The following is a 25058-nucleotide window of genomic DNA, read 5'->3' as shown; positions in this document are numbered from 1 at the left end:
GGCAGAAAACATCCTCCCACCATGCTGGAAAGGTACTTTCATGTAGCGTGGAGGTGGCTATCAGGATGGTGCCGGGTGTCTGGCCAGAATCACCAGGTTGTAACAGACCACCGATAACCAGCAATGAGAATCAAAACGCTCAGAACCCTTGCAGTGGCAACGTGATAGCCCAAAACATCTCTTTAGCCACGAAATTCCCGCTTCAATACCTGCCCGGAAGCGAAAGAGCGTTTTATACACATACTGACTTTTAGTCATCTCTTCGACTTCAAGTCCGCGCTTCTTATTAAAAGCTACATCGCTGATTCCCATGGCCTTGGCTTTTTCCAAATTAGCGCGACACGCGTATCCGCCGTCACCGCTTGTCTGGCGAGGTACACGACCATAAATTTCTTTGGCTCTTGTAGGATTTCAGACTGCTACTGGGTTGAACATTGCTGAAGCCCTTTATCTACAAAGGTTGTCAGCATATTGTCCGGTAATGTTGCTCAATCCTTGTTTTTCGTGACCTACAGTCAGTTTTCACTGTAGAGCAGTTCGTAATCAAAATAGAGCCATTTCTTTTTGTCTTTCCATCATCGGAATGAATTGGTCCGAATCCGCTGGGTTACCTTCCTCAATAACCAGGTCCAGGATCAATCGACTTTTTCCCTGAACCAGGTTCAGTTTATGGCCATACTGTACTTGCCGCCTGTCTTTTACGATGATATCCGTATGGGGTTCATACAGGCTAACCACTTTTTCCTGGGCTGGCACCTTTTCACCCTTAAAGACCCTGCGCTCTGTCTGGGAGACTATTGCATCCACCAGGGGTAACAGGTGATCCACATCGGCCTGCCACTTGTCGGCATCATCAGCCAGGAGACACTGCCCCTGCTGACGGGCGTTTGCTAGCGTGACAGTAGCTTCGATAAGTACCTTCCGGGATTTTCGGGTCAACTGCAGCAGTTTTTTATAATGCTGATGCCGCTCTTCTTTGCCAGCGTAGATGCATTTTCTGGCCGCATCTTTTACGGCTCGGTTGTGATGGGTATATTCATAAAGCGGTGTCGCTGTCAGTGTTTGTCCCCGTTCCAGCAGCCGACAAATTTCTTTAACGGAACTGGCTAAAAGATCACTGTCGCAAGGAGGTTTGATATCCGATTCGGTGACTGTGCTGTCAATAGCCACAGTGCGCCCTTTTTCAATACCCTGATCTTTAGCGGTCATTAGCTGACAGTTATTAATCCGTTCCCATGTAGATGCAGTAAGAAGGCTGATGAGCCCATGCAAACTGGAGCGACTGGGGCGCTGGTTTGGTTCGAGGCGACAAAAGTCTCGAAAGAGCATGGAGTCCATCAAAACAAACGACAAGTAGTCATAATCACAATTCAAATACTGTTTCAGGAGTGCCGCACGAAGAACGGATTCTGCTGATAGTCCGTTCCGCCCAGTGTTCTGTTTATCACCAGAACTTAAGTCCTCATAAATCCAGTCATTGAACTGTGGATGGGCGTCAAGCCATTGCGAGATACCGGAAAGCTGGGAGCAGATTTCATGAGGTACGTAATGGAGTTCCATACTACACTGCAGGTTGCGTTTTTTGCGCATTTGGAGTCCTCTGTTTTTGGCAATCCCTTATGTTTCTTGCTCTTGGGAAGTTTAGTCGCCAGATAGCAGTAGGGCTCCACTTAATTTTTCAGGATAAAATCTACAGTTTTCAATTGGTTGTGTTTTTGGACGAGAACTAGCTAAATACCTCTACAAAGACCCTATATTTGTCAAACAGCCATTTTCCATTCGATAGACCTCCCCCATCCTCTCCAGTGCGGTTGTCTTGTGGGTAATCAAAATGATGGTGCTGTGTTTAAATTGACGGAAAACGGTATCCATCAGCGTCTGTTCGCTGTGAACATCCAGCCCCTCTCCCGGCTCATCCATAACCAGTATGGGGGCTGGCTTCAACATAGCCCTGGCAAGAGCCAGACGACGCTGCTCACCACCGGATAGTGCAATACCTCCCTGCCCCAACCAGATATCCAGCAAATCGCCATGGTTCTCTCTGGCGGCAGCAAGCCTATTCAGACCTGAACGCTTAACTGCCTCTAACAGTGCCTCATCACTTGCCGCAGGTGCCGCCAGTAACAGATTTTCCCTGAACGTGGCACTGAACACATGGGTTTTCTGAGGCACAAACGTGATGGCCCGGTAAAGCGCCTGTTCAGTAAACCCTTGAATTACCTGTCCATCCAGTAAAATCTGGCCATCGATAGGTTCAAGCCCACGATTCAATAATTTGATCAGTGTTGATTTGCCGCACCCGGTTTTGCCAAGCAGTGCAACATGACTGCCTGCAGGAATAGTCAGCGACAGCTGGTTAATGACTGGCTGCTCATTGCTGTAGCCACAGGATACATCCGTAAACTGAATCTCACCTTGTAACACGTCTCCAGCGGCCTTTTCGGGAAATACAACTACAGGTAAATTCACCACACGGCGCAATCGACTGGCCGCATGTCGTGTATGGCCAAGAAACTGAAATGCCACGGGTAGCGGCATCAGTGCTTCAAAACTGGCCAACATCCCAAAGACCATCATGACCATAACCGGCCCATTGAACAGGCCTGAACTCATTTCACCACTGGCAATATACAATACCAGTAATGCCGCCGCACCGGAGCCGGAAACAAACAGAGCTGAGCCGAGCCCTTCCATTACCGCCATCCGGGACTGATCCTGAACCAACTGATCCTCAGATTCTGCAATCGTGGCACGGCTATTGGCATCACTGCCGTAAATCTGCTGCTCAGCCATGCCCTGCAGATAATCCAGCACCTCTTGGCGCAAGCGAGCCTGCCTGACGCCCATGGATTCTCCGGTCCTGCGCCCCAGGACATAAAAAAGCAACGGCACGGAGACGATCCAGAGCATCATCACCAGCAATACCGCCAGTGCCACAGTGGCACTGAAAAAAGAGATAAACAGTGAAAACAGCAGCGCAACAATGACAGCGGAGAGTAATGGGCTGACCAGCCGCAGGTAAAGCTGATCCAGCGCATCAATGTCAGCCACCAGCCGGTCAAGTAACTCACCTTTACGATACTGTCCCAGCTGCTCCTGAGAGACTGGAATCAGTTTACTGAAAAACCAGCTGCGCAGGCCTGATAGCAGTCGAAACGTTGCATCATGACTTACCAGGCGCTCAGCATAGCGGGCAGCGGTCCGGGCGATGGAAAACCCCCGAACGCCGGCCCCCGGAGTAAAGAAGTTAAAGCTCTGGGCTGTTGTAAAGGTGAGTCCGGCGATCGCTGTAGCGGTAATAAACCAACCGGACAGTGAAAGCAAACTGAGACTCGTCAGCAAGGTAACAATGGCCAACAACACACCCAACGACAACATGACCAGATGCTGACGGTACAATTTCAGGAAAGGCCACAGATCATTCATCATCGAGGCTCCCGTTCTTGTGTAGAGTGTTGTAAAGAGGGTTGTAAAGAGAGTTTTGAAAAGAATGGTTATGAGAATGCATGCTGATGAACTGCTGATACAGAGAGTTCTCCCCGGCCAGTGTTGCCGGAGAACCATCGGCAACCAGCTTTCCCTTATCCAGCATCAGAATCTGATCCATGGCATTGAGCTGGCTGATTCGATGGGTGATGGTGATCACTGTGCAATCATCCGGTATGGCAGCAAGCGCATCCAGCACCAGGCTCTCACTGACCGAATCCAGGCTGGCCGTTGGCTCATCCAGAATCAATAATCGTACCGGAAGTAACAGAGCCCTTGCCAGGGCAATCCGCTGGGCCTGACCAACCGATAAATTCCCACCCTGTTCCTTAAGTACGCTGTTCAGACCATCCGGAAGACTGGCAATAATATCCATCCCCTGGGCCCTGGCCAGCGCTTCAAGGCACTGCTCATGGGAAACAGCGCAACCGGAGGACTGCCGACCAAAAACAATGTTGTCATAAACCGTGCCTTGAATGATCAATGGATGCTGTCCCAGCCAGGCAATCTGCTTACGCCAGCTGTCGAGCTGAGTATCCGCCAGTAATTGCCCCCCTACTGTTATCTCGCCCTGATAGCTCCAGAAACCCATTAGCGTATTAATCAGCGTTGTTTTGCCAGCCCCGCTACTGCCAATAATACCGACTCTGGTGCCGGGCTCGATCTTAAACGACAGACGATCCAGTAATAGCGGATGTTGTTGTTCTGAATCACCCGTTGGCTCTGAGTCTGCTGCGGATCTTATGGTTGCCGAAACCGAGAGTTCTTTGGCCTCTATGGTCAGAGGCACAGCTTCTGGCAAAGACAACCCGCCACGGTGCGCTTCCGGTTCTTTCCGGGACAATACTTCCAGTATCTCTTCGGTTGCCCCCACGGCCTTGGCCTTGGCATGATAGTAAGTTCCCAGCTCCCGCAGTGGCTGATAATACTCAGGGGCCAGCAGCAACAGAAAGAGTCCGGTATACAGCGTAACGTCGCCACCAAAGGTAATGTGACCGAGAAAACTCATCCCCAGAAATACCGCCACAAGCGCAATGGACACCGAAGCAAAAAACTCCAGTACCGCTGACGACAGAAAAGCCAGACGGAGTACCTGCATGGTTTTTATCCGAAAGTCTTCACTGGCATCGGCCAACTGTGTTTGCGCAAAACGGGTTCGCTGAAAGATTTTTAGCGTTTCCAGTCCGTGCAACCGATCCAGAAAAAAGCCGCCCAGACGTGAGAGTGCCTGAAAGTTCTTCCGGTTCGCCTGCGCCGCTTTCATGCCCACAAGAATCATGAAAACAGGAATCAGTGGTGCAGTGCCCAGGAAAATAATGCCGACCACCCAACTCTGTGGAAAAGCAACCAGCAGTATAACGGCCGGAATCATCACAGCCAGGGCCATCTGGGGCAGGTATTTGGCAATGAACTCCTGAAGCTCTTCCACCTGTTCAACCGCGATCGCTGACCAGCTGCCAGCTGGCCGTTCAGCAATCACCAGTGGGCCAAGGCGACACAGCTTATCCAACAGCAATTTGCGTACTTCTACCCGAATAGCTGCACCCGCCTGGAAACCACAAAACTCCCGCCCCCAGGTACAGGCTCCACGGACAAGCACCAGCAGCAGAACCCAGAGAAAATCCTCCGTTAACCCCTCCCGGGATGCACTTTCCATCACCAACTGATGGATCATTCCTGCCATAACGGAAGCCTGAATAATCAGAAAGATGCCATTGATCAACCCCAGGATCATGGAAGCCATTAGCCACTGCCGGGCTGGCCTTATCTGCCTTAACAACCAGCGATAGGCCTGCTTTTGGGTAATGTTAAGACTGGATTGCCTCATCTTTTGAATCTGTTTCCCGGTCTACTGACAAAGTGAAGAGCATTGTACATAACTCAATCAGTACTCACCACGAACATACGGGCTGGTTTTCAAGCAGTTACGCCCCCTATAATTACGGATGAAAATCACTGTGTGGTTCAGAGCTGTCTGACAGGACAGCTTATTCAGTAACTCAGCCATTGGTCACCATGCTTCAGAATATTCGCATCATCCTTATTAACACCTTTCACCCCGGCAACATAGGCTCAGCTGCCCGGGCCATGAAAACCATGGGCCTGAGTGACCTCTGCCTGGTGACCCCACAAAGATTTCCGGCCCCTGAAGCAGATTCGATGGCGGCCGGGGCACTGGATGTGCTTGACCATGCCCGGGTATTTGACACTCTGGATGAAGCCATTGCCGATTGCTCCCTGGTCATTGGCACCAGTGCCAGAACACGCACCCACTCTTTTTCACGCCCGATGCTGGGTGCTGAAGACTGTGCTGAGAAACTGCTCTCGGAATCCCGCCAATCGCCAGTTGCCCTGGTATTTGGCCAGGAAACCATGGGCCTTACCAACACCGAACTGGAAAAGTGCCACTTTCATACCAGTATCGATGCCAATCCCGACTATCCGGTGCTCAATGTTGCCTCCGCCATTCAGATTCTCTGTTACGAGATCTTCAAGGCTTCGCTGAAAAAAGAGAACGACTGGCTCGGTGAAAAACCGGAAGAGGAATACCCTTTGAACCAGGAACTGGAAATGTTCTATGAGCATCTGGAAACCACACTGACCGATATCGGTTTTATTATCCGACAGCACCCGGGCCTGGTAATGACACGGCTTCGTCGCTTGTTCAACCGCGCCCGTCCTGAAGCTAAAGAGCTGAATATGTTGCGCGGCATTCTTGGAGCCGCCCAGAAAGTATCCGGAAAAAAATGACCAATTACTGAATTCACTCCGCTTGCCATTGGGTAGCTCAACCCCATCGCCTTTCCTCTGGTTAATCGCTTTTTTACCAGAGGCAGGCTTCTTCAGCCCGGAGCTGGACAGTGTCCCATCTGATATCCTGAACCCGTGCCCGGGGCAGCGCCAACAGAACTGCGTTGTCTTGCTGATGAGCCATTGCCTGAACTCGTTGCCCAAAGTAGGCCAGAGATCTCATCGCCCATCAGTAAACGATGTTGATTCGGTTTGATATCTCCCAGAAGTATATTCACCATTCGAATGCGCTGTAGATCCATTACACGATACCCCAGTGCCTGACACATCCGACGTATCTGACGATTCAGCCCCTGGGTCAAAATAATCTGAAAGGCATAACGGTCGACCTTCTCTATCCGGCAGGGCTTTGTTGTTACATTGCCATAGCGGACACCTGCTGCCATCGACCAGAGAAATGCCTCATCAACCGGCTTATGACTGTAACCAGATACTCTTTTTCATGGTAATAATCCGGATGCAGCAGCGTCTGACACAGTTCACCGTGGTTAGTGAGCAGCATCAAACCATGGGAATCCTTATCCAGCCTGCCAACGGGAAAAACCCGTAAGTTGCCATTCAGGGCAGGTAAACGGTGAACAATACTGGCCGGATTCCTGACGTCACAAACAGAGTCAATGCCCACCGGCTTATTGTATAGAAAATATGTTTTGCCAGTCGTTGATTTCAGCTCACGGCCATCAACCGTCACAGAATCACTGTCGTTGACTCGATCAATATGCAGTCCCGGCCTGCCATTGATCAGCACACAACCACTGTCAATCAGCCGTGAGGCCTGACGCCGTGAGCAAAGACCGGCATCAGCAATGAATTTGGCAAGGCGAATCATGGTTTAATTACTTACATTGCTGCCAATAGCTTTCCATCTCTTCCAACGTCAGCTGCTCAAAACGTTGCTCATGTTCTGTGGCAAGAGCTTCCATTTTTCTGAACCGACCATCGAATTTGTGACAGGCCTTGCGCAGCGCCATATCGGCATCAACACCAAGGTGCCGGGCCAGATTGACACAGGCAAATAACAGATCACCCACCTCTTCCGAAATCCGCTCCCGACTTTCACTTCTGGCGGCACGGATTTCATCCAGCTCTTCATGAATCTTGTCAAATACCGGCTCTGGCTCAGGCCAGTCAAAACCGGCACTTGCTGCGGCCGTCTGAATTTTTTCAGCGCGCTGCAATGTTGGCAACATAACTGGCAAATCATCAGGCATGGCAGAGTGGCTCTCTTGCTGTCCTTTCCGTCCTTTCCATCCTTTCTGCTTTTTTTCTTCTGCCTTTATTTCCTGCCAGGTCTGTTTGACCTGTTCGGATGTCAGCTTCTGCCCGGCAGCAAACGACTCCAGGCTACCACCTGGAAAGATATGGGGGTGTCTGCGCAACAGCTTGGCCAACAACCCCTGACTGATATCAGCAAAGTCAAAAAAGCCGCTCTCCGAAGCCATCTGGGCATGGAATATCACCTGAAATAATAGGTCGCCTAACTCTTCCTTAAGGTTGTCATAATCTTCACGTTCAATGGCTTCAGCGACTTCGCAAGCCTCTTCCAGGGTGTAGGGGGCAATAGTGGCGAAGGTCTGTTTCAGATCCCATGGACAGCCATGTTCGGTATCTCTGAGTCTGGCCATTAAAGTAATCAGATCATCAATGGAATGTGACAAACCAGACTCCTGCAAGAATGTAAAAGCATAAAAAAGAGGGCGTTTCCACGCAGAGCGTGGAAAACGATAGCAGCTTAACTCATTTTACGATGTCGAACGGCATCGATAACATTGGGTAACTGACTGACCTTGGCAAGAATGCGCCCCAGGCTCTCCAGGCTTGGCACCTCCATGGTCAACAACATGCTGGCTAAATGCTCTTCCTTGCTGGTACGGGTCTGCATGGAGAGAACATTCACCTTATCGTTAGCCAGTACCACGGTAATGTCTCTTAACAAGCCCGGGCGGTCATAAGCCGTGATGATGACATCAACCGGATAACTGTAGTCGGGTTTGCTTCCCCAGTTGACCTCTATCAGGCGTTCAGGCTCATGGCTTCGCAAAGACAGCGCATTGCTGCAGTCTTCCCGGTGAATCGTTACGCCACGTCCAACGGTTATATAGCCGATAATCGGATCCCCGGGCACCGGCTGGCAGCAGCCCGCCATCTGAGTCAACAGATTACCGACACCATCGATGGTAATGGTGCTGTCCGATAGACGATCCTGCCGTGGCTTGGTGCGAATTTCAAACTTTTTCTCTTCTTCTGGTGCAACCTGCTTTTGTGCCAGCGAAACCACATGGCGAAGCTTTATGTCACCGGCTCCAATACCGGCAAACAGATCATCGGGCGAAAGGCAGTTGACAGCCTGAGCAAGCTCTGAGTAACTGACACCGTGCAACGCCTGACGTTTAAGTTCCAGCTCCAGAAGGCTCTGACCGTCGCTAATGTTGGCGTCCCGATCCTGTTTTTTGAACCAGCTGGTGATCTTGGCTCTGGCACGACTGGTGGTAACATAGCCAAGGTCAGGGTTCAGCCAGTCACGGCTGGGATGGGCATTCGGAGCAGTAAGGATTTCGACCTGATCCCCGGTTTTGAGTTTATGAGTTAACGGTACAATACGGCCAGCGACTTTTGCACCTCTGCAGCGACTGCCCACTTCAGAGTGAATCCGATAGGCAAAATCGATAGGCGTAGCTCCCACCGACAGATCAACAACATGCCCATCTTTGGTAAACACATAGATCCGGTCTGGTTCTACATCGGCACGCCACTGACCACCGAGTTCGCCCAGATCGCCAAGGTCTTCGTGCCACTCCATAACCTGGCGCAGCCAGGAGATTTTTTCCTCGTAGCTATCACTGCGGCTATTAACATCAGTACCCTTGTACTTCCAGTGAGCACAGACCCCAAGTTCCGCTTCTTCATGCATATCATGGGTACGTATCTGCACTTCGAGGGTTTTTCCTTCAGGGCCAAACACCGCTGTATGAAGAGAGCGGTAGCCATTCTCTTTCGGAGTGGCAATGTAATCATCGAATTCTTTGGGAATATGATTCCAGAGCGAGTGGACGACCCCCAGGGCCGCATAACAGTCGCGGACTTCATGGGTAAGAATACGGACTGCACGAATATCATAGAGATCTCGGAAATCAATATTTTTCCGTTTCATCTTTCGCCAGATACTGTAAATGTGCTTTACCCGCCCATTAACATCACCTTCAATTCGGGCATCCGACAGTGCTGATTTCAGGGTATCAACGACATCAGTAATGTATTTCTGTCGATCAAGCCGTTTGCCGTCCAGCAGCTTGGCTATTTTCTTATAGTCATGGGGTTTGAGATATCGGAAGGAGAGATCTTCGAGCTCCCACTTGATATAACCAATACCAAGCCGGTGGGCCAGCGGTGCATAGATCTCAAAAACCTCTCTGGCAACCCGCTGCCGTTTCTCCTTACTGGCATGCTGCACTGCCCGGATAGCGCAGGTTCGCTCTGCCAGTTTGATCAGGGCAACTCGGACATCGTCAATAATGGAAACCAGCATCTTGCGAACTTTTTCCAACTGGTCCTGACGATGATCCAGAACCTGCCTTCTGGGGTTCTGGATATTGCTGATGGCCGCCATACCCTGAACGTCTTTGATCAGGCCGGCAACCACCTTGCCAAAATTTTCTTCGACCTGGTCAAGGGACAGTTTGGTTTCACGGACAGCCCGATAGAGGACAGCGGCAACCAGGGTATCCATATCCAGTTTCAGCTCTGCCAGGATTTCCGCCATTTCCAGCCCGGTTCGAAAACACCCTTTCCCCGTTGGCCAGACCGTGTCGTTAGCGTGATGAAGAGACCGCTGCAGTGCCAGCAGTTCAGCCTGTTGAGCCAGCTCACAGGCCTCTCTCAGACTATCAGTATCACCAACACCATAACGTTCCTGCAGGCGATTCAGCCAGGCTCCGAGATCGACACTGCCGTCGAAGTGCTGAGGCTGATCCTCTCTGACCTTGACCATCTATTCCATTCCGTCTCTTTTATATGCATGATGCCCTGTCGCCCTTCCTGGCACTTAAAGTCCCGCCAGGCGTCGGGCTTAAGACTACTATCTGAAGGCAGCCATTAACAGACTGCTTGCTAATAAATTACTGTGTGAGCATCTATTCTCTGATCATCAACAGTCTGACCATCAACACTCTGATCATCAATACTGCGACCATCTATGCTTTGACAAAAAGCGCCATGGACTCCACATGAGCCGTTTGCGGAAACATGTCCATAACGCACAAACGCTGCAATTTGAAACCATAAGAAGCAAGGCTGCCAGCATCCCTGGCAAGGGTTGCCGGGTTACAGGAAATATACAACAGTCGATCAGGCAATAAACCAGCCAGTTGCTCAATCATGAAATCTGCACCAGCCCTGGGTGGATCCAGAACCACGATGTCATAATGAGTTTTTGCCCAGGATTCTGTACTGAAGTCACGCGACAGATCCACACAGTGAAAACTGACATTCTTCAACCCATTCAGACCAGCATTTCTAATGGCCTGCTCCACTGAACCCGAAGAGCCCTCAACCCCCGTCACATGACCAGACTGTTTAGCCAGTGGCAGCGAGAAATTACCCAGCCCACAAAACAGATCAAGTACTTTATCGGATGCTTTTGGTGTAAGCCACTGAATGGCCTGTTCAACCATCATCTGATTGATCACCCAATTGACCTGGGTAAAATCCTGTGGCCGAAAGTACAGGTTTAGCCCTGATTCTGGCAGACGGTAGTACAATGCTTCCGACACAGCTTCATCGGCCATCAGGGGATGTAAAAGCATAATGCGCTCCGGACTACCCTGCAGATACAGAAATAGCTGATGGGCAGAAGCAAAGGTTTTCAACAGCGCCCGGTCCTCTTCCGACAGAGGACGAATATGGCGCAACAGCAATCCACGTCCCTGCTCTGACAGAAAGCATTCTGCATGAGAAATGGCTTCCCGGCCTTTTAGCGTTGGCAAAAATGACTTAAGTAGTGAGGGCATTTCCTGCAAAGGCTCTACCAAAATCGGGCATTCACTAATTTCGCAGATGGTTTTACTGCCCTTTTCCCGAAACCCAAGACTCAGCCTTCCTTTGTACCAGTGCATGGCAAAACGGCAACGGTGACGATATCCATAGGCAGGAGAAATCAGAGGTTCCTCGATATGCTCAGGCACAACGTTAGCAAAACGCCTCAGTTGATCGAGCACAATTTGCTGTTTGCTTTCGAGCTGCCCTTGATGAGACCAGTACTGCAGGCTGCAGCCGCCACACTGATGAAAATGGGAACAGGCGGCCTCACAGCGCTCAGGTGATGCCGAGAGCACATCGGTTACACGAGCGTTGATAAAACGCCGCTTATCTTCCAGAACCCGGGCACGAACAGTTTCACCGGGCAGTGCACCATCAATAAAGAGGGTTTTCCCATGGTAGCGGGCTATGCCGCGACCATCATGGGAAAGTCCGTCAATACGCACATCCTCATTCAGAAAAACAGGGTTTGAGGTCGCACGTTTAAAACGCATAGAGTACTTCCAACATTCTGATTACTTGCCCGCTCATGCTCAGGGCTGTTTAAAAAAATTCAATTCTACATTGGATATGGGGCACAACAAACCCGTAGTCACATTTCCATATCGGTGATCGGTGGCAGAAATACGCCTGTTGAAAGATAACGGTCACCACGATCGCAGATAATCGCCACGATGGTGGCATTCTCGACGTTTTTTGAAAGTCTCAGGGCTGCAGCAACGGCACCGCCTGAAGAAACACCGCAGAATATGCCTTCTTCACGGGCCAGCTGTCTCATGCACTCTTCAGCTTCTGTCTGACCAATATCCATCACGTCATCAATGGCCGATAGATCAAAAATCGTGGGCAGGTATTCAGGACGCCAACGACGGATACCCGGTATTTGAGCCCCCTCCTCCGGCTGCAGGCCGACAATCTGAATGGCTGGATTCATTGTTTTCAGATAACGGGAGGTGCCCATTATTGTTCCGGTTGTCCCCATGGCGCTGATAAAGTGCGTCACCATACCCTGACTCTTGATCACATCTCTCCAGCGCTGAACTGCCGGGCTATCTGCCAGGTTTTTACCCGATCCTGCAATTTCGCCCAGCCTTCCCATACCACTAACCAGCCGGGCTGCCCTGTATGCTTTGAATCACCCCAACCACCAAGCCGAGCAATCGTTTGAAGCAGCCAAGTGACTGTTGGCGGCTTATCGGGCAACGCTTTTTTTTCATAGGTTAGCCAGAGAACCTGCCATTCATCATCACTGACCACCTCATTCGCGAGTGTTTTTTCACTCCAAAGCTTTCTGTCTTTGTGCTGCCTGTCATTCGGTAACATTAATGCTTCACGGATTTGCATTAGTCTGACAGCGACAAACATTAATATGACCGCAAGTCGTTCAATGTTATCCGGAGATTGCAGACGAAGCCTTTCTACTCCTGCTCCCGATTTCCAAGCCTTATGGAACTCTTCTATTCGCCATCGGAGCTCGTAAAATCGAATGATAGAGCGACAGTCTTCGAATGTTTCAATATCTTCAGTTGTCAATAGTACCCAGTGCAAACGGTCTTCGGAGTCATTGCCAATCTCTTCAGCCGACACAATATTCATAGTTACCGTTCCGGCCTGCCGCCTGGCCTTTGCGGCGCCTGTATTGTCATCTTCTTTCTTTTGACCTGCAGCGTTGCCTTTCGCTTCTTTCTACCTCCTTTTTGAGGAACCACTATCGTATATTTCCCCAACACTTCAGTCTGAGCTAAGGAATCAAATAATAAGAGTTCGCCATCCACCAGGATTCTGTTTTGTGTAGCTCTTACAACAAACCGCTGTCGGTTATCCAGTTTGTAGTGCATATATTCGTATATATCCGCCTCCCGGTCGCAAACACTGATGATGTCAGGCATTTTACCCCCCATCCTTTGTTCTGTGTTTTCAGAGGCTCTTTGCCACTTAAAGCTTTCCTTTCCCTCGTAAGGTAGCTGACGACGTTGGTTCTTTTTCCCCCGCTGAACGTCCTCTCTAACCCATCGTTCTTGATCAATAAGCCCAATGCTTCGCTCTGTATCCGCATCAACCAAGAAGACAGAGTGGACGTGGAATCCTCTGGTTTTAGAGCCTTCAGGACCTCCAAGATCACCAAGCTCGGATCTGACAGCATGTTTATAACCCAGGGTTGTTGTATCTTCGAGAGCCAGAAGTAGGCGAGACTGTCTCGCTATTTTGGCAGTTGCCTGAAAGCCTGCCTCAGCTATTGCTTCAGGCTTTACGGCCTCATTCTCAATCAGCCGGTAAGCTCCAGTTACCAGTGCGGTATAACCTTCGCATGAAGATGACAAAGAATTACCGGTATGAGCTGAAAGCTCGGCAGCAACTTTGACAAGTCGTTTTGTACGTCGAGTATCGCCCAAATCAGCACATCCAAAAGTTAGTTCTGACCATGGTTTAGGAGAAAGTGGAAGCATGACCTGTTTTATCAGTGAGAAATGATAGAACAAGGTAGCTATTTGTGATCAAGAGACAGCACCATACCCCGGGTCTGCTGCCAGATTTCCGGCCCGGTCGTCCCATAGTGAGCCAATGGTTTATCGGGATTAGCAAACTGGTTAAGCACCTTCCCAACCCCCTGTTCCTGCAGTTCCAGCGCCTTATCCCGCGCACTTTCCATACCATCACTGACCAGTATCAGTTCTGCGCCGTAGGCACTCATGGCGGCCCGTCGCTCGGCACTCATGTTGTCCGGCATTATCAGAATCATGCGATAACCACGAACCGCAGCTGCCATGGCAAGCGCTATTCCTGTATTACCACTGGTCGCTTCAATCAAGGTATCCCCTGGAACAATGGCCTTACGGGCTTCAGCTTCGGCAATCATGGACAGGGCCGGGCGATCTTTCACCGAGCCAGCCGGATTCTGCCCTTCGAGCTTGAGTAATAGGGTATTGGAGCTCTTCCCCTGCATGCGTTGCAGGCGCACCAGCGGGGTATTGCCAATAATCGACTCTATTGTGGGGTATTCCATAGACATACAACTTACGCAGACTTTATTATTCCAGCACAGAGAAGGACAATTCTGGCTAGTGGCTGTTTATCAGTGTCCAGTAAATAACAACAGACTCTGGGTATAAAGCATTAAATTTTTAATCTTTTTGTCCATGACCCGGCTCAATGGGTGGGAATTAAAGAACCTTGATACGTCTGAATCCGGAGCATGACATTCCCCCCCCCTGTTATGGGCATAACGCACTGGAAATAAAGACAAAACGTAACTGTTCAGCACCCCCACATAAATCTGGAATTTTCTGATTTTTATACCATCCTCTTAAGCACCATTTTTCCACAATATTCGCCAGCATGATTCCAGAACTACCCGCAACTATGTCGGCTGAGATTCTCTTGAAAGAGAATGCAGAGCTGCGGATGAGAGTTGCCTGTCTGGAAGAGCGATGTCGAGAATTGGAAGAAAAGGTTGGCAAGAACAGTCAAAACAGCAGCAAGCCGCCATCGTCTGATGGTTATCAAAAACCTTGTAAAAACAGTAATTCTCCAGATCATTCTGACGACCTTTCCGCAGATAAAGGTACCGATCCATCGGATGAAAAACCCAATCCTAGAAAGTCTGAGACAGTCTTCTGGTAATAAAGCCGGTGGAAAGAAAGGGCATCAGGGCACTTGTCTTAAACAGGTCGATATCCCTGACTATATTGAGTACCTTCCGGTTAAAGAATGCAATAAATGTCAGGCGTCTCTTCTTGATAGTGAGCCGGTCAAATATATTGAACGACAGGTGTTTGAACCAGGGAGACCGGGTGAATTTGAAGTAACGGCCCATAGAGCTGAAGTAAAAATCTGCACTTGTGGTTGTCGGAATCAGGCTGAATTCCCGGAAGGTGTTACCGCTGCCGCACAATATGGCTCAGCCACACAGGCTATGGCCGTCTATCTTAACCAATACCATTTCCTGCCTTTTAAGCGCGTGTCAGAGTATTTTAATACTCTCTATAAAATGAGTGTAAGTGCAGGCACTGTCGCCAATTTTGTGGCCAGAACCTATGAAAATCTGGCTTCTACTGAAGAGGTTATTCGTGACGCCTTGCGGGAATCGTCTGTTGCCGGAGCCGATGAAACGGGTATGCGGGCCGAGGGCTCTTTGCACTGGCTACACGTTATGCGGGATGAACAATGGACGCTCTACTACTTGTCTGAAAAGCGAGGTCGTGAGGCCATGGACACGATGGGCATACTGCTAACATTTGCAGGCGTTCTGGTTCATGATCATTGGAAATCCTATTTTGCATATGCGGCAACTCACGTACTTTGCAATGCCCATCACCTGAGGGAGCTTTTGGGTGTTGTTGATAGGGACAGCAATCAACTGGCGTTGCGATTGATGAAGCTACTGAGGCTTTCCTGGCATTACTGCAAGGGCTTTAAGACCATAGGTATGCTACAGATGCCAAGTGTTGTCTGTGAACGAATCGAGAAGATTTATGACCGGTTGCTTCAGCGGGCTCTAATGAAAGAAGTCGTCTATATGGAGAAGCAACGAGAGGAGCTTAAGCGCAAGAAAGTCAAGAATACTAAAGCTTACAATCTCTTCAAACGACTCACTGAGTTCAAGGCTGAGACACTGCGCTTCATGTCAGATTTTACCATTCCCTTCGATAACAATGGCAGTGAGCGGGATGTTCGAATGGCCAAGTTAAAGCAGAAAATCTCAGGCTGCTTCAGGAGTGCAGACGGTGGTTCTATGTTTGCACGGATTCGCAGCTATTTGTCGTCTGCCAGAAAACAGGGAATGGACATATATCAATCACTTCATAGAGCTGTTCGGAATTACTGTAATATGCCTTTGCTCAGTGCTGAATAGTTACAAGAATACTAAAGCTTACAATCTCTTCAAACGACTCACTGAGTTCAAGGCTGAGACACTGCGCTTCATGTCAGATTTTACCATTCCCTTCGATAACAATGGCAGTGAGCGGGATGTTCGAATGGCCAAGTTAAAGCAGAAAATCTCAGGCTGCTTCAGGAGTGCAGACGGTGGTTCTATGTTTGCACGGATTCGCAGCTATTTGTCGTCTGCCAGAAAACAGGGAATGGACATATATCAATCACTTCATAGAGCTGTTCGGAATTACTGTAATATGCCTTTGCTCAGTGCTGAATAGTTACGACAAAACAAAATGACGAATCACAGGCTATTACGGTAAGAAAGAGAGCTGATATCAGCTCTCCAGTACAACAAAAGCAATCGCATTATCCTGCTCATCAGCAAGACTGAGGTGAAGCTGTTTAACCACTCTTTGCTGCTGCAATTCAAGACCATAATCGTATAAATACAACTCAGGCGCACCCGATGTGTTATTTCTTACCTCTATGTGCTGGAATGAGAGCTTTCCGATTCCTGTACCAAACGCTTTGGCGACCGCTTCCTTGGCCGCAAATCGCTTGGCCAGCCAGGCAGCAGAGGATGAGCGCTCCTGCCATTGCGATAACTCATAGTCAGTGAGGACTCTTCTGGCAAACTTCTCACCCAGCCTGCTGAGTGAGCGATCTATTCGATCAATACGGACAATATCTGTCCCTATACCAGCAATCACCTAAAACGCATTCCGTGAAGCTTCCAACATAAGCACTTTCATCTCACGAACCGCTGGTTTCAAACCGGTAAACAGTGCACGGGCAATGATCGAGTGACCAATATTCAGCTCATTGATACCGGCAATCATCGCTACAGGCTCAACATTCTGATAATTAAGGCCATGGCCAGCATTGACGACCAGCCCCTGTTCCACGCCAAACACGACAGCATTTCTGATACGATCAAGCTCATCCTGCATTACTTCAGCCGTCGTGGCATCAGCATAAGCACCGGTATGCAGTTCAATCGCAGGCGCTCCCGCCCTGACTGCTGCCTCCACCTGATCCAGATCAGGATCAATAAACAGTGAGACCTCAATACCCTGTTTTCCCAGACGATCACAAGCTGAAGCCACACTGTCAAAATGGCCTTTCACATCCAGTCCGCCTTCAGTGGTTACTTCTTCCCGCTTCTCAGGCACCAGGCAGACATGTTCAGGTTTAACCTTTTCAGCAATACCAAGCATTTCACTGGTCACCGCCATTTCCAGATTCATTCGCGTCTGCAAGACATTTCGAATGCGGAATACGTCATGATCCTGAATATGCCGACGGTCTTCGCGCAGGTGCAGTGTGATGCCATCGGCACCCGCCTCTTCAGCTTCAATGGCCGCCTGAACCGGATCAGGGTAACGAATACCCCTGGCCTGCCTGATGGTGGCAATGTGATCAATGTTGACGCCCAGCAAAATACGCCGATGAGGAATCATGAGTAAGCCCATTGTGGAAATTTACGTACTGTATTATGCGATAGTAATCATGATGTGGAGATTACGCTATTTTTTACTACTGCCCACCCGATAGCAAGTTGCGCTTATTGCCAGCGAACAGCATTCGGCTCTGCATAGGCCTTTCCCCAATCAGTGGTTTCATGGCCTGCCTGGTAAACCGCTTAAAACCCGAATAGAAATCAGTATTGGAAAAATCCCTGACCGACAGCGCTTTAAGCAACTCTGCGGTATAGCAAAATGGCCTCTCATAGTGAGCGATTTGCCCACGTGTCGGTATCAGCCCATGCTCAGGCTCGAAGCGGTAAACCATACCTTCTTTTAAAGGAGCACCACTGAGTGCATCCCGGTTAAGCGAGGGGGCATAACCACAGAGTTCCAGCAAATCCAATTCAAATGATCGAAGCAAAGGCTCAAGAGGCGCTGACTGATAAAGATGGGCCAGTGTTTCCCGGTATAAATCCGTAACACCATCGACCAGCTGCCCAGGAATCATTGATCTCATCAATAACTCATTGGCATAGAACCCGCAATAGAGCCGTTCACCGGTAAGAAAGGTAAAGCGATCAAGCTCAAGGTCAACCAGCGTTTTCAGCTCACCTCGCCCCTTCCAGCGAACCAACACCCGGTGAAAAGGCTGTAACAGTGAAGCTAAACGAGACTTCGACTGTCGTACCCCACGAACCACCATGGCAACACGACCATGGCCTTCCACTAAAAACTCAGCAATAACGGAGCGCTCTTTATAGGAGCGACGATGAAGCAACCAGGCTTTATGAAATTCATTGCCAATCACTGCATATCATTCATAAATTGTGATCATACCCCAGACTTTTCAGGGCACGCTCATCATCCGACCAACCTGCCTTGACCTTAACCCACAGATTGAGCATGACCTTTGAATCGAACATATGCTCCATATCCTTACGGGCTTCCTGTCCGATTTTCTTCAGTCTTGCTCCCCGGTCACCAATAACAATGGCTTTCTGGCCTGCTCTCTCCACAAGAATCAACGCACTGATGGTCAACAGTGGACCTTTCGGCCTCATCTCATGCTTGAATTCTTCGATCTCTACCGTCACTTCATAAGGCAGCTCATCACCCAGCTGACGCATGACTTTCTCACGCACCAGCTCAGCGGCAAGAAAGCGTGAGCTCCGATCCGTCAGCTGATCTTCAGGAAAATGATGGACACCTTCCGGAATCAGCTGGGCAATCATTTCATCCAGCTGTTTCAGGTTATGACCATGCTGTGCAGAGATCGGCACAACGGCATGGTAATCCATTTTTGCCGACAGAGACTCAAGGTGCGGGATCAATTGCGCTTTATCACTGATCTTGTCCACCTTGTTTACGGCAAGAATAACCGGACAATGGGCGCCTTTTACCTTTTCAAGGACCATTTGATCCTCTTCATTCCAGGTAAGGCGATCAACCACAAAAACTATGGCATCGATACCTGCCAGGGCACTGCTGGCAGCCTTATTCATATAACGGTTGATCGCTTTTTTCTGAACCTTGTGCATCCCCGGTGTATCAACATACACCGTTTGAGCCCCCTGCTCCGTCTTGATGCCAAGAACCTGATGACGCGTAGTCTGAGGCCGGCGGGAGGTAATAGAAAGCTTCTGTCCGAGAAGATGATTCAACAGGGTAGATTTACCCACATTAGGTCTACCGACAATGGCAACATAGCCACAGTGGCTGAGTTCCGGAGCGGGATCGGACAGGCTGAATTCATGAGCAGTGGGCTCTTCGCGATTTACATCAGATGTCATCTGTTTTCTGCTCTCTATAAGCTCAATGCGCTCTTAATGATCCACGCCAAGCAACTTCAATGCATTTCGAGCCGCCTGCTGTTCAGCACCGCGACGACTCGACCCTTCCCCTGTCGATGGTTTATCCAGACATTCCAGTACACAACTTACTGAAAAGTGCTGATCATGAGCCTCTCCCTGAATGTCGATCACCTGATATTTTGGCAGTGACTGCTGCCGCGCCTGCAGATACTCCTGCAAACGGGTTTTCGGGTCTTTATTTTGCTCATCCGTGGTGGTCAGTTGATCAAGGCGAGTGGTAAACCAGCTGCGAATTCGCTGGTCACAAACGGCCATACCGGCATCAAGATACATCGCGCCAATAATTGCCTCAACTGCATCAGCAAGAATAGACTCCCGCCTGAAGCCACCACTTTTAAGCTCACCGGAACCGAGACGGAGAAAATCGCCCAGCTCAAACTCCCGACCAAGCTCGGCAAGCGTTGCACCGCGAACCATTCGAGCCCGCAGACGGCTTAACTGGCCTTCTTTGGCATCGGGAAAGCGCTCATAGAGCGCTTCAGCAATAACAAAGTTGACTATCGAGTCGCCAAGGAACTCCAATCTCTCATTATTACGACTGCCAAAACTGCGATGGGTGAGAGCCAGCGCCAGCAGGTTCTGATCGGAAAATTCATGCCCCAACTTTCTCTGCAATCGGGCAAGTTCAAGCATTTTCACTGAGTTCCAGCTTTCCAGTTATGTTCAAACGTTAATACCAGATCAACGTTATAGAAAAAATGAATCCGTCGCTCGTAGTCAATATCTACAGCAACAACACCGTTTTCGCGGATAACGTTAATCTCGTTGCGATCAAGTTTAACCAGGTTTAACTGCAGTCCTTTATTTATCAAGGCTCTAACCTGGGTAGCGGATGCAGTGGCAGATTCCGGTCGATCAGACAATGAAGACACTACCTGCTTCACCGAGTGGTCATCGATATAAAACGGCACAACCTTAACCGCAAAAGACAATAATAGTCCACCAATTAACAGGTAAAACAACCAACTGACTGCACCACTGCCTCGCTGCCTGCTCTTTATACCATACATAAAATTCTCTCCTTAGAGTTCCTATACAGCTTACTTAATTGCCCCGTTGTTCTTAAAGCCCGGGAGTTGCGTCCAGCTCGGCCAGTGCATCCAGATGTAAACCGCCTTACCAACAATATTTTCTTCTGGAACAAAGCCCCAGTATCGGCTGTCATTACTCCGGTCACGGTTATCCCCCATGACGAAGTACATTCCTTCAGGCACAACCCACTCACCTTCGGCCCGAAAATCATGACTGGTCAACTCTTTGCGAACCTGGTAGCGCTTGCCTTGATCACCTTCGTTATAGAGCCGATACATGGACCGGGCACCACTCAGCTGTGCCACAAACTCTTCAGGAACCGCCTGACCGTTGACCGTCAGTTGCTTACCCATATATCGCACAACATCGCCCGGCAAACCGATAACACGCTTGATAAAGTTGATATTTTCCTTACCTGGCTGTTTAAACACCATCACATCACCGCGATCCGGCTCACCGATGGAAAGAACCTTGGTTCCCGTTACGGGTAAACGCAAACCGTAGCTGTATTTATTCACCAGAATAAAATCACCCACTTCAAGGGTAGGAATCATCGAACCAGACGGAATTTGAAAAGGTTCAAATAAAAAGGATCGAATCACCAGAACAAAAAGCAAAACAGGGAAGATAGACTTGGAAGTCTCAACAACGGCGGGTTCCCTGACCAGTTTCTCGAGGGAGTCACCATCTGCTCCCTGGGCACTGAGCTTTGCAACAGCAGCCTTTCGCTTTGGCAACAGAATGAGTCGGTCAAAAAGTGCAATGATACCTGTAACAACAACCGACAGTACCAATAGCAGTGGAAAATTAAAATCCATGGCTGTTTTTCTCTAAACCTGTTTTATCTGACCTGAACAAATCGGTAAAACTGCACTACGACATCCAAAGTGAGCGTTTCCCGGTACGCAATAAGCCAGCTACCTGGCTCATGGTGTTAACCAACAGTAGGTTATTTGTAATCTATGGTAAATTACTTGTCGACCTTTAGAACGGCCAGGAAAGCCTCCTGCGGAATTTCCACACGCCCAACCTGCTTCATCCGTTTCTTACCTGCCTTCTGTTTTTCCAATAGTTTACGCTTGCGGCTCACGTCACCGCCATAGCATTTGGCAGTGACGTTCTTTCTTAGGGCTTTTACCGTTGTCCGGGCAATAATCTGCCCACCGATGGCAGCCTGAATGGCAACATCAAACATCTGACGATGAATGATCTCTTTCATTTTTTCAGTCAGAACCCGTCCACGGGAAACGGCGTGATCCTTATGTACTATAACGGCCAGCGCATCCACTTTTTCACCATTGATCAGAATGTCCACCCGAACCATTTTGGCGGTTTCAAAACGATCAAAAGAGTAGTCCAGAGAGGCAAAGCCCCTGCTCACCGATTTCAGTCGATCGAAAAAGTCCAGAACCACCTCGTTCATCGGAATATCGTAGGTGAGCGAAACCTGACCACCGGTGAACTGCATATCTTTTTGGACACCACGCTTTTCAACACAGAGAGAAATCACATTGCCAAGGTATTCCTGGGGCACCAGAATATTTGCCCGGGAGATGGGTTCGCGAATTTCATCAATACCCGCAGGGTCTGGTAATCTGGAAGGATTATCAACTTCCACCACATTGCCATTCTTCATATGGCACTCATAGATTACTGTCGGTGCAGTGGTAATCAGGTCCAGATCATATTCCCGCTCAAGTCGCTCCTGGATAATCTCCATATGCAGCATGCCCAGGAAGCCACAACGGAAACCAAAGCCCAGCGCGTCACTGCTCTCCGGTTCATAAAACAGAGAAGCATCATTCAGGCTCAGTTTTTCCAGCGCATCACGAAAATCTTCAAAGTCATCTGCACTGACCGGGAACAATCCTGCATAGACCTGCGGCTTAACATGTTTAAAGCCTGGCAGTGCCTCGACGTCCTGAGTTTTCAGGTGAGTCAGAGTGTCACCTACGGGTGCACCATGGATATCCTTGATACCGGCAACCACATAACCAACCTCGCCGGCTTTAAGCACTCCGGTGGGCGTCCGCTTTGGCGTAAAAATACCCACATTATCCACCACATGTGACTGCCTGGTGGATTTAACGATAATCTTTTCCCCTTTGCGCAACGTACCATTTTTAACCCGCACAAGAGAGACTACACCCAGATAGTTATCAAACCAGGAATCGATAATCAGTGCTTGCAGTGGCCCATTGATATCTCCTTCAGGGGCCGGAATGGTTGATACAAGTCGCTCAAGGACATCTTCAATCCCCAGACCACTTTTAGCAGAGCAACGGACGGCATCTGTGGCGTCAATACCGATAATCTCTTCGATCTCCTGAGAGACCCGATCAGGCTCTGCCTGAGGGAGATCCATTTTATTAAGCACCGGCATAACTTCCAACCCTTGCTCTATGGCTGTATAGCAGTTAGCAACGGACTGTGCCTCTACGCCCTGAGCCGCATCAACCACCAGCAACGCACCTTCACAGGCAGCCAGAGAGCGCGAAACTTCATACGAAAAGTCCACATGTCCCGGTGTATCAATGAAATTCAGCTGATAGGTATTACCATTCTTTGCATGATAATCCAGCGTAACACTCTGCGCCTTGATCGTGATTCCACGCTCACGCTCAAGCTCCATGGAATCAAGCACCTGAGCCTGCATTTCACGATCACTGAGCCCGCCACAGGTTTGGATAAAACGGTCAGCCAGGGTTGATTTCCCATGGTCAATATGGGCAATGATGGAAAAATTCCTGATTAAGCTTAAGTCGCTCACGATAGCATCTACTGTAAAAACGTCACAAAAAACAGTCCCCGCCATCGCGGGGACTGTCTTGAACTGGAGAGTTGACCTGCAGACCGGGCCGCTGCTGCCGACTGTTGAACGGCAAGAATTACTTCTGTTCAGCCTATGGCTATAACTCCGGCAGCAATTAAAGCGCGACCGATCCGCATAAATAATTCCACACTATTCTATAACATGTCGGCAGAGTACTCCATGGTCATATACTGCGCTAACTACCATTTGATTACTCCTGTAACCGGAAGGTGATGTAGCCGGGGTTCCCACCTCGAATGACCCGCATTGAAATCGAGCGATTTCTGGGCAGTTTGGTGACCACTTTGTTAAATTCTGCCACCGTAGTCACACTTCGATTATTAAGGTCGGTGATAACATCGCCCTGTCGCAACCCGATAGAACGACCAGCCCCTCGGTTAACTCCAATCACAACCAAGCCCTGAACATCCTCGTCAAGACGCAGTTTACTGCGATAATTCTCATCGAGCTCAGCAACTTGAACACCTAAAGGATTTTTATCGGAAGCAATACTATCTCCCTTTCGTTCAGAACCGGCATTACTCTCATCCGGTAGTTGGCCTACCTCAACATCGACGACCTTGCGCTTACCATTACGGATATATTCGAGTTTTGCTTTTTCACCCGGCCTTATCACACCCACCGACATTGGCAACACGCCTGAACTACTGATAGCCCTTTCATTAAAGCTTACAATTATGTCCCCGGGATGCAGCCTTGCCTTATCAGCGGGCCCACCGGGAACCACCTGACTGATCAGGGCCCCCATTGGCTTTTCCAGACCAAATGACTCTGCAAGATCACGATCCACATCCTGGATGGCAACACCCAGCCACCCTCGGGTGACGTAGCCCTTATCTTTCAGTTGATCAACAGCCCACATGACATGATCAACAGGTATGGCAAATGAAAGCCCCATAAAGCCGCCAGAGCGGGTAAAAATCTGGGAATTAATGCCAATTACCTCGCCATTCATATTAAACAGCGGTCCACCCGAGTTACCCGGATTGATAGGCACATCGGTTTGAACAAATGGCACATATGAATCGCTGGGCAGGCTTCTGTTCAGAGCGCTGACAATGCCTTTGGTAATTGAATATTCAAAGTTAAAAGGCGACCCAATTGCCGCTACCCATTGACCAGGCTTAACACTCTCGGAATCACCGAGCCTCACTACCGGAAGAGTCCGGTCGCTTTTAATTTTTAACAGTGCCAGATCCGAACGTTTATCTGCACCTATTAATTCAGCAGAACGTTCACTCCTATCGCTGAGTCTGACAATGATCTGATCAGCGCCATCGATAACATGATTATTTGTCAGGATGTAACCATCTGATGAGATAATAAAACCAGAACCAAGAGACATTGTTTGGGAACGCCCGGAATGGTTTTCATCAGGCAGTGGTATACCAAAATAACGGCGGAAAATTTCAGGAATCTCCTCTCCTCCAGTCCCGTACATCGGCTGTCTCGCTTTTGGCGTGGCCAGAGTACTGATGTTAACTACCGCTGGAGACGCCTGTTCAAACAATGTCGCAAAATCTGGCAATCCGGAATCCCTGGCGGAAGCATTTGCCATTGTCAGATAAAACAAAAACAGGGAAAACCCAACGTTATAAAATGACTTTTTGAAGAGAAACAACACCCTACTCATAAATATGTTTTCTCCAG

Annotated in this window: 23 protein-coding genes and 3 pseudogenes; 4 read left to right on the top strand and 22 right to left on the bottom strand. The window is 49.3% G+C overall.

Annotation, left to right across the window (positions count from 1 at the left end; translation table 11 throughout):
• Nucleotides 1-60: 60 nt before the first annotated feature.
• From MJO57_RS13625 to cydD, 4 genes are all read right to left on the bottom strand, one after another.
• Nucleotides 61-390, bottom strand: coding sequence for a transposase (locus MJO57_RS13625; protein WP_256493344.1), 330 nt, complete (start codon nucleotides 388-390; stop codon nucleotides 61-63).
• Between the two features lie 153 nt (nucleotides 391-543).
• Nucleotides 544-1590 (bottom strand): ISNCY family transposase, encoded by a 1047-nt coding sequence (locus tag MJO57_RS13620; protein WP_252026042.1) that lies wholly within the window; start codon nucleotides 1588-1590, stop codon nucleotides 544-546.
• Between the two features lie 150 nt (nucleotides 1591-1740).
• Entirely contained in the window at nucleotides 1741-3429 is a 1689-nt protein-coding gene (gene cydC, locus MJO57_RS13615) for a cysteine/glutathione ABC transporter ATP-binding protein/permease CydC (protein WP_252026040.1), read from the bottom strand.
• Nucleotides 3419-5314: a cysteine/glutathione ABC transporter permease/ATP-binding protein CydD gene (gene cydD / locus MJO57_RS13610; protein WP_252026039.1), complete on the bottom strand. Its 1896-nt coding sequence runs from the start codon at nucleotides 5312-5314 to the stop codon at nucleotides 3419-3421. The genes cydC and cydD overlap by 11 nt, the downstream gene beginning before the upstream one ends.
• Before the next feature lie 188 nt (nucleotides 5315-5502).
• On the opposite strand from cydD, the gene trmJ reads away from it, so the two are divergent.
• Entirely contained in the window at nucleotides 5503-6237 is a 735-nt protein-coding gene (gene trmJ / locus MJO57_RS13605; protein WP_252026037.1) for a tRNA (cytosine(32)/uridine(32)-2'-O)-methyltransferase TrmJ, read from the top strand.
• Between the two features lie 92 nt (nucleotides 6238-6329).
• Here the strand turns inward: trmJ and MJO57_RS13600 are convergent, their stop codons facing one another.
• The 9 genes and pseudogenes from MJO57_RS13600 to MJO57_RS32765 all read right to left on the bottom strand — a co-directional run bounded on the left by MJO57_RS13600 (nucleotide 6330) and on the right by MJO57_RS32765 (nucleotide 14669).
• Nucleotides 6330-6683, bottom strand: coding sequence for a hypothetical protein (locus MJO57_RS13600; RefSeq protein ID WP_252026035.1), 354 nt, complete (start codon nucleotides 6681-6683; stop codon nucleotides 6330-6332).
• Complete coding sequence (locus MJO57_RS13595) at nucleotides 6653-7126, bottom strand: pseudouridine synthase (RefSeq protein WP_252026023.1); 474 nt, start codon at nucleotides 7124-7126, stop codon at nucleotides 6653-6655. The genes MJO57_RS13600 and MJO57_RS13595 overlap by 31 nt, the downstream gene beginning before the upstream one ends.
• Before the next feature lie 7 nt (nucleotides 7127-7133).
• Nucleotides 7134-7955, bottom strand: a complete 822-nt coding sequence (gene mazG, locus MJO57_RS13590) for a nucleoside triphosphate pyrophosphohydrolase (RefSeq protein ID WP_252026021.1) — start codon at nucleotides 7953-7955, stop codon at nucleotides 7134-7136.
• Between the two features lie 74 nt (nucleotides 7956-8029).
• A complete protein-coding gene (relA, locus tag MJO57_RS13585; RefSeq protein ID WP_252026019.1) occupies nucleotides 8030-10285 on the bottom strand; it encodes a GTP diphosphokinase in 2256 nt (751 codons plus the stop codon).
• Between the two features lie 202 nt (nucleotides 10286-10487).
• Nucleotides 10488-11777: a 23S rRNA (uracil(1939)-C(5))-methyltransferase RlmD gene (gene rlmD, locus MJO57_RS13580; RefSeq protein ID WP_252026017.1), complete on the bottom strand. Its 1290-nt coding sequence runs from the start codon at nucleotides 11775-11777 to the stop codon at nucleotides 10488-10490.
• 146 nt (nucleotides 11778-11923) lie between these two features.
• A pseudogene (locus tag MJO57_RS13575) lies at nucleotides 11924-12340 on the bottom strand (pyridoxal-phosphate dependent enzyme); the annotation flags it as partial.
• An 11-nt stretch (nucleotides 12341-12351) separates the two neighbouring features.
• Nucleotides 12352-13778 (bottom strand): annotated as a pseudogene (locus MJO57_RS13570) (IS4 family transposase).
• Nucleotides 13779-13837: 59 nt separating this feature from the next.
• A pseudogene (locus MJO57_RS13565) lies at nucleotides 13838-14341 on the bottom strand (pyridoxal-phosphate dependent enzyme); the annotation flags it as partial.
• 202 nt (nucleotides 14342-14543) lie between these two features.
• Nucleotides 14544-14669, bottom strand: coding sequence for a hypothetical protein (locus MJO57_RS32765; RefSeq protein WP_256493293.1), 126 nt, complete (start codon nucleotides 14667-14669; stop codon nucleotides 14544-14546).
• Here MJO57_RS32765 and MJO57_RS13560 point away from each other — a divergent pair.
• Genes MJO57_RS13560 through MJO57_RS13550 form a run of 3 tightly spaced genes read left to right on the top strand, consistent with a single transcriptional unit; the run spans nucleotide 14668 to nucleotide 16484 of the window.
• On the top strand, nucleotides 14668-14952 hold the full coding sequence (locus MJO57_RS13560; RefSeq protein WP_252021084.1) for a DUF6444 domain-containing protein: 285 nt from the start codon (nucleotides 14668-14670) through the stop codon (nucleotides 14950-14952). The two genes, MJO57_RS32765 and MJO57_RS13560, sit on opposite strands and share 2 nt — an antisense overlap.
• Nucleotides 14909-16183: an IS66 family transposase gene (locus MJO57_RS13555; protein WP_252021082.1), complete on the top strand. Its 1275-nt coding sequence runs from the start codon at nucleotides 14909-14911 to the stop codon at nucleotides 16181-16183. Before MJO57_RS13560 ends, MJO57_RS13555 begins: the two co-directional genes overlap by 44 nt.
• Nucleotides 16173-16484: a transposase gene (locus tag MJO57_RS13550; RefSeq protein WP_252019089.1), complete on the top strand. Its 312-nt coding sequence runs from the start codon at nucleotides 16173-16175 to the stop codon at nucleotides 16482-16484. Before MJO57_RS13555 ends, MJO57_RS13550 begins: the two co-directional genes overlap by 11 nt.
• A gap of 57 nt (nucleotides 16485-16541) precedes the next feature.
• Here the strand turns inward: MJO57_RS13550 and acpS are convergent, their stop codons facing one another.
• The 9 genes from acpS to MJO57_RS13505 all read right to left on the bottom strand — a co-directional run bounded on the left by acpS (nucleotide 16542) and on the right by MJO57_RS13505 (nucleotide 24966).
• Nucleotides 16542-16916 (bottom strand): holo-ACP synthase, encoded by a 375-nt coding sequence (gene acpS / locus MJO57_RS13545; protein ID WP_252026015.1) that lies wholly within the window; start codon nucleotides 16914-16916, stop codon nucleotides 16542-16544.
• The gene (gene pdxJ, locus MJO57_RS13540; protein ID WP_252026013.1) at nucleotides 16917-17666 is read right to left on the bottom strand and encodes a pyridoxine 5'-phosphate synthase; all 750 of its coding nucleotides are present in this window, start codon (nucleotides 17664-17666) and stop codon (nucleotides 16917-16919) included.
• Between the two features lie 76 nt (nucleotides 17667-17742).
• Nucleotides 17743-18480 carry a DNA repair protein RecO gene (recO, locus tag MJO57_RS13535; protein WP_252026011.1) on the bottom strand — a complete coding sequence of 246 codons (738 nt, stop codon included), beginning with the start codon at nucleotides 18478-18480 and terminating at the stop codon, nucleotides 17743-17745.
• A 10-nt stretch (nucleotides 18481-18490) separates the two neighbouring features.
• The gene (gene era, locus MJO57_RS13530) at nucleotides 18491-19462 is read right to left on the bottom strand and encodes a GTPase Era (protein ID WP_252026009.1); all 972 of its coding nucleotides are present in this window, start codon (nucleotides 19460-19462) and stop codon (nucleotides 18491-18493) included.
• A gap of 33 nt (nucleotides 19463-19495) precedes the next feature.
• Nucleotides 19496-20176, bottom strand: coding sequence for a ribonuclease III (gene rnc / locus MJO57_RS13525; RefSeq protein ID WP_252026007.1), 681 nt, complete (start codon nucleotides 20174-20176; stop codon nucleotides 19496-19498).
• Nucleotides 20177-20178: 2 nt separating this feature from the next.
• Nucleotides 20179-20475 (bottom strand): DUF4845 domain-containing protein, encoded by a 297-nt coding sequence (locus MJO57_RS13520; RefSeq protein ID WP_252026005.1) that lies wholly within the window; start codon nucleotides 20473-20475, stop codon nucleotides 20179-20181.
• A 108-nt stretch (nucleotides 20476-20583) separates the two neighbouring features.
• A complete protein-coding gene (gene lepB, locus MJO57_RS13515) occupies nucleotides 20584-21393 on the bottom strand; it encodes a signal peptidase I (protein WP_252026003.1) in 810 nt (269 codons plus the stop codon).
• Between the two features lie 152 nt (nucleotides 21394-21545).
• Nucleotides 21546-23345: a translation elongation factor 4 gene (gene lepA / locus MJO57_RS13510; RefSeq protein WP_305881916.1), complete on the bottom strand. Its 1800-nt coding sequence runs from the start codon at nucleotides 23343-23345 to the stop codon at nucleotides 21546-21548.
• Nucleotides 23346-23598: 253 nt separating this feature from the next.
• Nucleotides 23599-24966, bottom strand: coding sequence for a DegQ family serine endoprotease (locus MJO57_RS13505; protein ID WP_252025999.1), 1368 nt, complete (start codon nucleotides 24964-24966; stop codon nucleotides 23599-23601).
• Nucleotides 24967-25058 lie beyond the last annotated feature (92 nt).

It is taken from the genome of Endozoicomonas sp. SCSIO W0465, assembly GCF_023716865.1.
Taxonomy (GTDB): Bacteria; Pseudomonadota; Gammaproteobacteria; order Pseudomonadales; family Endozoicomonadaceae; genus Endozoicomonas.
The sequence above is the reverse complement of the archived record's forward strand: the minus strand, read 5'-3'. Positions and strand labels throughout refer to the sequence as shown.